We start from the raw sequence: 9,256 nt of genomic DNA on the forward strand, positions 1-9,256 counted from the left end.
TTTTTACAATTCTGCTTCTGCCGCCCTAAACCTTGTTCTAACAGTGATTTCTCCTTAGCTTAGTTCCAAATGCCGGTAAAATTCCCTGTTATTGTTGCCGGTCTGGAAGATAATTGTTCTATCCTTTCCCTTTCCTATCTTCAATATAAACTGCAAAAAAGACGAATCTCTTATAAAAACTTGGTTTTTTGGTTTGTGGTAATCCCCCCAAAAATCCAATCTGACAGAAATAAAGCAAAATGATATTATCTCCCTGTTGGGGATAAAGCTTTTATTTTTCCATACTTGGATTTCTGCTTGCACGGTAATGATAAAGGATATTTTATTTAATAGCTAATTAACTGGGGCAATTACTAAAGGGGAATTAGACAACTCGTTTCTCCACCTTGCCTTATTTGGAACTAAAAACCACAGTAGTTGTTTTATGCTTAAGGATTTATAATTATTCTGTCCGGGAGCTCTTTTTTGAAACCAGATAGTTACCTATTATTAAGCTATCCAAACCGGAGGAAAAGAAAGTACGGATGGCATCATTGGGACTGTTTACAATCGGCTCGCCTTGAATATTGAAAGAAGTATTCAGTATTATTGGGACACCCGTTAATTTGCCTGTTTCAGTGATTAGCCGATGCCATAAAGGAAGAATATCCTTTTCCACGGTTTGGGGTCTGATGGTTTTATCAATATGAACGGTTGCCGGAGCTTTAGCTGCTAATAACTCTGTAGCTATATCAGCTTTTATCATATAGGGTAAAGATTTATCTCCGGAAAGATATTCACTTGCTTCTTCTGCAGGAAGGGAAGGACAATAGGGTCGCCAGCTTTCCCGGAACTTTACCTGGCTGTTTATTTTATCTTTAATGCCATTATTTGCAGGAATTGCCACAATACTGCGTCCGCCGAGAGCTCTGGCTCCCATTTCTGCAGAGCCCTGAAACCAGCCGATGATTTTACCTTTTGCCAGAAGTTTAGATGCTATTCCAGCAGGATCATCCATTGCTTGAAAGTTAAGACCATAATTACTCAGCGCTTTTTTTATTTCGTCATTGCTGAAGGATGCTCCGTATTGAACATTTTTCAACGGATCACCAAGCTTGGCGCCAAGCTGTTCGGAAACCCAATATGCCGCTCCAATGGCAGAACCATCATCAGAAGCGGCGGGATGGATAAAGAGTTCATCAATTCCGGGAAGGGTGGAAATCAGATAATTTGCCTTGCAATTCATAAAGCCCCCGCCAGCCAGGCAAAGTTTAGGAATGGGATATTGGCGTCGGAGGTATTTTACCAATGATAGTAGAGCTTCTTCCAGTTTACTTTGAACTGCATAAGCCAGGTCAATATACTCGGGAAGAAGATACCTGTTCACTTGTTCCCCGTTTAAAAAAGCTTTTTCTCCAGGATAAACAGGACGCAGATTTGGATCGTAACTGCCCAGAAAATTTACCAGGGCATCAGTATAACGAGGATGGTGGTAATTACTGCCCATTTTGAAGAAATAAGGATCTAACTCAAAACCTTTATCGTTAATCTTCAGAATCCTTTCCAAACGCTGAAGCCAGGGATTATTGTCTTTATTTTTTTCTCCATAAGCTGCCAGACCCATCAACTTTCCCTCATCGCGATTGGCATAAAATCCCAGATAAGAAGTAAACCCTCCGTAAAACCAACCCAGAGAATAGGGAACGGGATATTGAAGAACCCGGCTGAATTTTCCTTTGCGAACCACATATCCCGATACGCAAGAATCTTCACCATGCCCATCAGCTACTAAAACCAGAGCATCGTTAAAACCTGATTGATGATATGCCTGATAGGCATGACTGAGATGATGATTTACATAAACCACTTCCGGCAGTTTATCCCGAATGCCGATTTCGCGCATCGCAGAATGGATCATACTTTGATAATTGGCAGGACGATATAAATTCAGGTAGTTCAGCACTCCGCCAAAACCATCACCGGAAATATCTCCCTTACTATTGTATTTAGCACTGCTGAAACCATTCTTTACCGCTATGCCAGCCAAATTTCTCATTATCCGGAAAGGGTATTTGGTGCAATCCCAATTTATAGCTATCTTATCTACATCCCGGATATCCAATCCGGTGGAAGATAAACACCAGCGTAAAGCATACGCAGGAAATAAACCATGCAAACCTTTCAATCTATTAAACCGTTCTTCATGCGAGAATGCTATCAGTTTCCCATCTATTACCAGGCAGGCAGAAGGATTTTGACCGAAAGCGTTAAGCCCTAAAACTATCATTCTCAATCCTCAACTTCAAAACAGCTAAGATCAATATCGGACATCAGGTATTCCAAATCCAAAAACTTCAGAGCCGGCTTCAGGGATGCAGCATAAAAACTCTTGCTCTCCCAAAGCTTTTGCATTGCCTCATCGCGGGTAATATAGCCATAACGGATCTGATTGCTTAAAAAAGCATCCGTATAGGAAACAGCAAACATCTTTTGGAACATATATTCTTTAAATACATTGAAAACACAATCCGTATGCCAGTCCTCTTTGATCGCTTCGGGTATTTTCCAGCCAAGCTCTGAAGTGATGGTATCCAAAATGAGGCGGGGATCCCATTTTTCATAAGCATAAAACATCAAAGGGTGAACCTGAGGATACTTGAAACGAAGATATCCGGAGCCAGGGAAAACAGCTAAGCAGCCAGGAATGCTTGTGCCCAGAGTTGTTGCCAAGCTTTTAGCAAAAGTTGGTGAAGCCAGAAGTTCGCATCCTATATGTATCCCGCTGCGGAGTAACCCTTCTCTTTTATAAATGTGTTTCTTGTCCCCGGTATATTTGATTGCCAGAAAAGGTGAATATTCAAGAGGTGTGGAAGACCATACCACAAAGGGGATTTTCCTTTCGGTAGCTATCCGGGAGCCCAAAAGATGCAGATGCTTGCAAGCTACACAAATCATACCTGCCGAAGTGGGTGTAGGATGAGCCAGCCAGGATTTAAAATAGCGGGTAAAAGTTTTCTTGTGCTTATCTCCGGAAAGAGAAACCTGATGTAAGGTTACACCTAACTTTTCACAGGTTTTTTGGGCATTTTCCAGAGCAAATTTATTGGTGCCGCTATGTGTATAGATAAATGCTTCCGCTTTCAGATGATAATGAGTAACTAAACGATACAAAGCATAGGTGCTGTCTTTTCCTCCGCTTAAACCTACTAAACAATCTGCAGAACCTTTGTGCTCACCAAGACCCCGAAATTTATTCACCAGTAGTTGTTCACCTTTTATCCGGTAGGGTGGGTAATTATCTCTACACCAGGAGCATATTCCATTTTCATCAAAATTGCTACCGGCAAGCGTATCCGGCATCAGGCATTTATTGCAGCGGGTCATTGTTTTTTCTCCTTCAGAATATAAACGCAAGCTTTAGTAAGGGGATTAAAGCCGATGGAAATAACTTTATAACCTGCCTGGAAAATAGAACTTTCTACCAGTTCCCGGCTAATATGGAATTGATTAATTCCCAGCATTAGCATTCCTTCTTTTTCTATATATTGAGGTGCATCCTGCAAAAATCTCTGGATTGTCTCAATTCCTTGAGTGCCACCACAGAAACGCTTTATGGACAGGGCGTCAGGAAACAACCCTTTGCTTTTTCCTTTGTCGCTCTCCAAATAGGGAGCATTGAAGAGAATCAGAGAAAACCGGGCATTGATATTGGCAAAAAGGTCACTGTGTAGATAAGTAATTCCGCTTTCACTATCATTATCCCTGGCAAAGTTGATAAGTTCAAGGCAGTGGTCAGCAGCGCTGACTTCAGGACAATCCAGTTTGCTTTTAGCATAGCGGGAAAGAACAGCATAAGGTCCACAGCCCATATCCAGTAACTTTGTAGCTCTATTTACATATTCTTTTAGGCGGTTACGCAATGTTAAAGTAGTCCAATCCCAATATTGACCCCAAAGTGCAGGAGGCGGATTGAATCCATAGATAAATTTAAAGAGCATTTTATTCGTTCGTATGCCTTTTACAACCTTGAGATAAAAACCATATAAATTCATAGCTATGTAACCGGTTATCTTCATTAATTTACTTTTCCTAAGCAATCTTTAAAGCTTTTTTCGGGTACTGCAGGGTCTTACCAAAGATGAGCTCTAAAGGGTAGAAAACAGATGCTCAACAATAAATATAGCAATTCATAATTCTACTTTCGTGTCAAGGCAAATCTTGCGCTCAGTCCTAAAAATCACCCTTGGGATAATTGCCTTGCAGAAAAAGCTTGACATCCACAGGGCTTTAGAGTATTATATTATAAGTGGTTTATATTATTCGGATACAAGGAGTTTAAATGCTCCTAAGGCAATTACCGAACCTGAATTCGGTAACCCTGTAAGTTCTTGATTAAAGCAGGAAGGGAAAAAATGGATCAAAGAATAGTGTTATCTCCAGCTACAGAGCAGGATATTGATTTCATAGTAGATATTAAAACCGATATTACCCTTTGGCCTTATGAAGATGATGTTTCATCAGACAAGGAAGCAGTTCGCAAAGAAGTAATCTCAAGAATAGATGGCAGATGGTATAAACAATATATTATATGCCTTAATTCAGAAAATAAAACACCCATAGGTGCCATTCATATTCACTGGTATGTGATAGAACGAGGAAGCTGGGAATTGGGTTACTGCATCTTTCCAGAATACCGTAGGCAGGGCTATGGAACAGAAGCTGCACAATTAATTTTGAAATATGCTTTTGATGACTGGCATGCGCATAAGGTGCTGGCAATGTGTAATGCTCAAAATATACCTTCGCAAAAGGTGCTGGAGAAGCTGGGAATGACCAAAGAAGGGATATTTCGGGAAGAATTGCCCTGGCAGGATAAGTGGGTGGATCAATACTTCTATAGTATTCTGGAGCGTGAATTTAAAGCCAACTAAAGCACAAAGATGGATGACAGTATTTAGGAACAGGATACATAAGTTCATAAGGAATAACCTTGAATGATATGCAAAAAGTCCTAAAACTTACGAAAGAACTATACCCGTTATAAATAGATATAACATAGCAGGCAATTCATTTTCATATTCTCTACTGCAGACCTGCTTTCAATAGTAAGGTGAAATCCTTTCTTTTGCAAAAACCGCATAGTGAAACCCAACTTTTGGCTAAAACTTCCGCTTGCCAGATCTGACTTAATCACCTTAGAAATAATAGAGGTAGAAATAATCAAAATCTTGAACAAATCTTCTCATCGGAGTTGAATACTAATAAACCCTTTCTTGCTATTCCTCCAGTTTAGGTTAACAAATATATGCCGATGATTGTATAGGATAACAAGTGGGGGATAGTTTTTACCTTTACCACCTAATTGCTTTGCAGAAAAAGCTTGACATCCACAGGGCTTTAGAGTATTATATTAAAAGTGATTTATTTTATTTAGATACAAGGAGTTTAAGTGCTCCTAAGGTAATTGCCGAACCTGAATTCGGTAACCCTGTAAATTCCTGATTACAGCAGGAAGGACAAAAAAACATTAGCTTAGTAAGGATGAAAAAAAAGCGAGAAAGCAATGAAACAGATTTTAGTAGTGCTCTTAGTTAGCATAACTGCCTTTCTTATGGCACAGATAGAAATTCCGTTTGGCGAAATACGCCACAGTTCTATAGATATAGAAGGGAATTTGCATCTGCGTTGGGAGGACTTAAGCGGAGGGACATTAAGTCCGGAGTTTTTTTACAGTGCCAATGGTTCTTCCTGGCAAAGTTCAGAAGTTCAAGATATTTCCACGGGAGAAAAAGAAGCAACGGCACCTTATAGTTTCGGTCAAAAACTGCGTTACCGTCTTCATTACAGCATAGAAGAAATGGGGGAAACCATTGCTATGATGCATTCCGCCTATTGGGATAGTAATTCTTTTCCTCCTTCTTTAAATAATCTGGCTTATATCGGAACGGATGCAACAGGGGATAGTGTAACGGTGTATTCCTCAAACCTGGATTTACAGGAAACCTATATGGCAAGGAGTCCTGATAAACTATATTTTACGCTGAAAAACCTCAGCGGCAGTTTTCCGATAATGAATTCCCTAACCAGTTATAATGTTTACTTGGGAGTTTTGGGCAATATCAGTTCGCTGATGGATAGTGTAGGTTATGCAATGATCTATAGTTTTAATATTCCCGGCGTAGTTTCCAGCGGGCTTTATAAAATCGGTTATGATTCAGCAACGCAGCTACCTGTTTTTACGCGTCTTGGCAGTATTCAAAGTCAGGTTTCCGGAGGGGCATTAAATCTTGCCTGTAATATCAGTGATTTAACCGCTGATCCTGATTTTGGCGTTATGCCCGATGCCTTAATGATGGTAGGGCTTACTGCGAAGGTAGATATTGACATTGCCAATTTGCAACCTCAAATAGGGCTGGGCGATTACAGCACTCTTGCCTATATCCTTTTTCAGGATAATTACTATCAGGTAAGCCAGAATACGCTTCCTGTTTGCACTTTCAATAGTTACAATCCTTCCACCGGAATTTTACAGCTTGATTATTGGGATGCGGAAGCAGATTTTCCTTTAGTTAGCGAAGCTATTTTACCGAACGACACAGTGTTACAGTTTGTGCCTACGGCTCTGGATTATACCTCTGTAGTTACATACTTTTTACAATTACCTGCGGGAGAAGTAGATTCTCTGCTTTTCAGATTTAGCGATAACGGTTTTGAGCTTGTTCAGGATGTTCTTAATTTTGTTGCCAATGAAGATAGTTACGCTGTTCCCGGGCAGCTATCCTGCACAATGCCAAATCCGATTTCGGGGTTACCTGTAAATATCCGGTTGAAGGGTTTATCCAATAGCCCGGTTAACATAGAAATATATAATTTGAAAGGACAAAAGGTGGAGAAATTACAATATCCAAATACCGGAAATGGCGAATTGAATATAAGTTTGAATAGCTATCAGCTTTGTTCGGGAGTATATTTTATGCAAATTCAAAACGGCAGCCGAAATTTAAAGCGCAAATTTATGGTGGTTAAGTAACAGCAGATATGTTTATTGATTATACCCAAATAAAAATTAAATCCGGTAACGGAGGGGATGGAGCAGTCAGTTTCAGGCACGAAAAATATGTTCCCAAGGGTGGTCCTGATGGAGGAGATGGTGGTAAGGGAGGTGATGTAATAGCTATTGGAGACAGTAACTTAAACACACTTCTGGATTATCGCTATCACAAAGTTTACAAAGCAGGAAACGGAAAACCGGGTGCCGGAGCTAAGAAAAGCGGTTCGTCTGGTGCGGATTGTATTCTACGCTTACCTTTAGGCACCGAAATTTATGCCCTGGAAGGCGAGAAAAGATATAAACTGGCAGATGTAACCCAAGCGGGAGAACGCATTATTTTATCCGCAGGTGGCTATGGAGGCAAAGGAAACTGCAATTTTGCCACTCCTACAAATCAAGCACCGCGGATAGCGACTCCGGGAATTAAGACCGAAGAAATGGAACTGGAACTGATTTTGAAACTGATGGCAGATGTGGGTTTAGTCGGTTTTCCCAATGCCGGGAAATCCACCCTTTTAAGTGTGCTATCTGCAGCCCGACCGAAAATAGCGGATTATGAATTTACCACTTTGGAACCAATGTTGGGAGTAGTTTCTGTGAGTGATTATCAAAGTTTTGTGCTGGCAGATATTCCGGGAATAATTAAAGGAGCGCATTCCGGTAAGGGTTTGGGAGACCAATTCCTGCGTCATATTCAACGCACTCATCTTTTGCTTTTTTTAATTGATATTGCCAGTCCTGATCCTTTGGAGGCATACAAAACTTTGCGCTCGGAATTGTATCTGTATGATTCCTTTATGGATAAAAAACCCTATTTGGTGGTTATCAGCAAAACCGATACTCTTCCGCAGGAAGAATTAAAGATAAAACTTGCTGCCATCGGCGAAGCATTTAAGCAGCAATATAATGAAGATATCTTAGCCGTTTCCGCAGTTTCCAGAGAAGGTTTGGAAGCCCTTAAATACAAGATATATGAACTTTTGCAGCAGAGCCGCTGAATGACTAAACTGCAAACCTGGCTCTGTTTAAAATCAGCTCCTCTTTTAGGACAACGAGGCACTCTGGAGCTGTTACAGAATTATCCGAATCCGCAAGATTTTGTGGGCAATCCTCTGCACCCTGTATATCAATCAGCCAAACTAAAACCTGCTACTATAGAACATTTAAGCTCTTGTGTTCTGCCGGAAAACTACAACCGGATTTTAGCTTTGCTGGAAAAACATCAGATTCAATATCTTTGTTTAACCGATCCTGATTATCCCGCTGCCTTAAAAGAAATATTTGATCCACCTTTGATTTTGTATTACCAAGGCGACCTTTCCGGAACGCTGAAAGATATATGTTTGGCAGTTGTCGGCACGCGTAAACCTACTTCTTACGGAGTAGAAATGTGTCGTAAACTCCTGTCTCCTTTATGTGCCAAAGGAGTGAATATTATCAGCGGCTTGGCTATGGGCATAGATACAATTGCTCATCAGACAGCTTTGAAAGCAAAGACAAAAACCATTGCCGTTTTTGCTTCGGGTTTGGATAGTATCTATCCCCCGATGAATAAAGAACTGGCAGAAAACATTATCGCCAACGGAGCACTGGTTAGCGAATATGAACCCGGCAGTAAACTGGAACGCTGGAATTTTCCTTCCCGCAACAGAATAATAAGCGCTTTTGCCAATGCTGTATTTGTTGTTGAGGGTTCTTTAAATAGCGGAGCTATGCTCACTGCCAAATTTGCCGTTGAACAAAATAAACCCCTTTTTGCTTTGCCGGGAAATATCAATAACCGCAATGCCCAAGGCCCTAATTCGCTCATTAAACAAGGAGCTTTTTTAGTTAGCTCCACCGACGATCTGCTAAAGAATTTGGGCTTAACGGTTACAGCAAAAGAACAATTGGAACTGATTCCGGAACTATCCTCTGAAGAACAAGCGCTCTACGATATTTTATCCTCTGCCCAGAAAGAACTTACTTTTGACGATTTTATGCTTAAAACAGGCCTCGGTTTCGGCAAACTTTCCACTCTGCTGCTGAATTTGGAACTGAAAGGACTGGTAGCTAAAAGCAGCGGCAATTCCTATCTCAAAGTGTAAGATAGCGAGAGGGCAAGATCGGATGGTTGACCTCCTGGTCAACCCCTTCTTGTGCTTGAACGACGAGGACTTCGTTCTTCCAGAACAAAGCCCCTTAGGGCGCAGGTTGTTGACAAAGTTTACCAGCATCAGGAAGGGA

Annotated in this window: 8 protein-coding genes; 4 read left to right on the forward strand and 4 right to left on the reverse strand. The window is 40.8% G+C overall.

What is annotated here, in order from left to right; translation table 11 throughout:
• Positions 1-442: 442 nt before the first annotated feature.
• From PLE33_03940 to PLE33_03950, 3 genes are read right to left on the reverse strand one after another with little or no spacing between them, the layout of a single operon-like run.
• Positions 443-2,266 carry a carbamoyltransferase C-terminal domain-containing protein gene (locus PLE33_03940; GenBank protein ID HPS60395.1) on the reverse strand — a complete coding sequence of 608 codons (1,824 nt, stop codon included), beginning with the start codon at positions 2,264-2,266 and terminating at the stop codon, positions 443-445.
• 2 nt (positions 2,267-2,268) lie between these two features.
• Positions 2,269-3,363: a hypothetical protein gene (locus PLE33_03945; protein ID HPS60396.1), complete on the reverse strand. Its 1,095-nt coding sequence runs from the start codon at positions 3,361-3,363 to the stop codon at positions 2,269-2,271.
• Positions 3,360-4,055 (reverse strand): methyltransferase, encoded by a 696-nt coding sequence (locus PLE33_03950; GenBank protein HPS60397.1) that lies wholly within the window; start codon positions 4,053-4,055, stop codon positions 3,360-3,362. Before PLE33_03950 ends, PLE33_03945 begins: the two co-directional genes overlap by 4 nt.
• Before the next feature lie 336 nt (positions 4,056-4,391).
• Between PLE33_03950 and PLE33_03955 the strand changes: the two genes are divergently transcribed.
• On the forward strand, positions 4,392-4,910 hold the full coding sequence (locus PLE33_03955; GenBank protein ID HPS60398.1) for a GNAT family protein: 519 nt from the start codon (positions 4,392-4,394) through the stop codon (positions 4,908-4,910).
• Between the two features lie 107 nt (positions 4,911-5,017).
• Here the strand turns inward: PLE33_03955 and PLE33_03960 are convergent, their stop codons facing one another.
• Positions 5,018-5,215, reverse strand: coding sequence for a hypothetical protein (locus PLE33_03960; protein ID HPS60399.1), 198 nt, complete (start codon positions 5,213-5,215; stop codon positions 5,018-5,020).
• 327 nt (positions 5,216-5,542) lie between these two features.
• On the opposite strand from PLE33_03960, the gene PLE33_03965 reads away from it, so the two are divergent.
• The 3 genes from PLE33_03965 to dprA are packed head-to-tail and all read left to right on the forward strand — an operon-like array spanning position 5,543 to position 9,117.
• Positions 5,543-7,009: a T9SS type A sorting domain-containing protein gene (locus tag PLE33_03965; protein HPS60400.1), complete on the forward strand. Its 1,467-nt coding sequence runs from the start codon at positions 5,543-5,545 to the stop codon at positions 7,007-7,009.
• 8 nt (positions 7,010-7,017) lie between these two features.
• Positions 7,018-8,028 (forward strand): GTPase ObgE, encoded by a 1,011-nt coding sequence (gene obgE / locus PLE33_03970; GenBank protein ID HPS60401.1) that lies wholly within the window; start codon positions 7,018-7,020, stop codon positions 8,026-8,028.
• The gene (gene dprA, locus PLE33_03975; protein ID HPS60402.1) at positions 8,029-9,117 is read left to right on the forward strand and encodes a DNA-processing protein DprA; all 1,089 of its coding nucleotides are present in this window, start codon (positions 8,029-8,031) and stop codon (positions 9,115-9,117) included.
• The last annotated feature ends 139 nt before the right edge of the window (positions 9,118-9,256 follow it).

This window comes from Candidatus Cloacimonas sp. (assembly GCA_035403355.1).
GTDB lineage: Bacteria > Cloacimonadota > Cloacimonadia > Cloacimonadales > Cloacimonadaceae > Cloacimonas.

Excerpts from the sequence above, each read along its gene's own strand:
- PLE33_03940 (HPS60395.1), bottom strand. The coding sequence starts at position 2,266 with ATGATAGTTTTAGGGCTTAACGCTTTCGGTCAAAATCCTTCTGCCTGC.
- PLE33_03945 (HPS60396.1), bottom strand. The coding sequence starts at position 3,363 with ATGACCCGCTGCAATAAATGCCTGATGCCGGATACGCTTGCCGGTAGC.
- PLE33_03950 (HPS60397.1), bottom strand. The coding sequence starts at position 4,055 with ATGAAGATAACCGGTTACATAGCTATGAATTTATATGGTTTTTATCTC.
- PLE33_03955 (HPS60398.1), top strand. The coding sequence starts at position 4,392 with ATGGATCAAAGAATAGTGTTATCTCCAGCTACAGAGCAGGATATTGAT.
- PLE33_03965 (HPS60400.1), top strand. The coding sequence starts at position 5,543 with ATGAAACAGATTTTAGTAGTGCTCTTAGTTAGCATAACTGCCTTTCTT.
- obgE (HPS60401.1), top strand. The coding sequence starts at position 7,018 with ATGTTTATTGATTATACCCAAATAAAAATTAAATCCGGTAACGGAGGG.
- dprA (HPS60402.1), top strand. The coding sequence starts at position 8,029 with ATGACTAAACTGCAAACCTGGCTCTGTTTAAAATCAGCTCCTCTTTTA.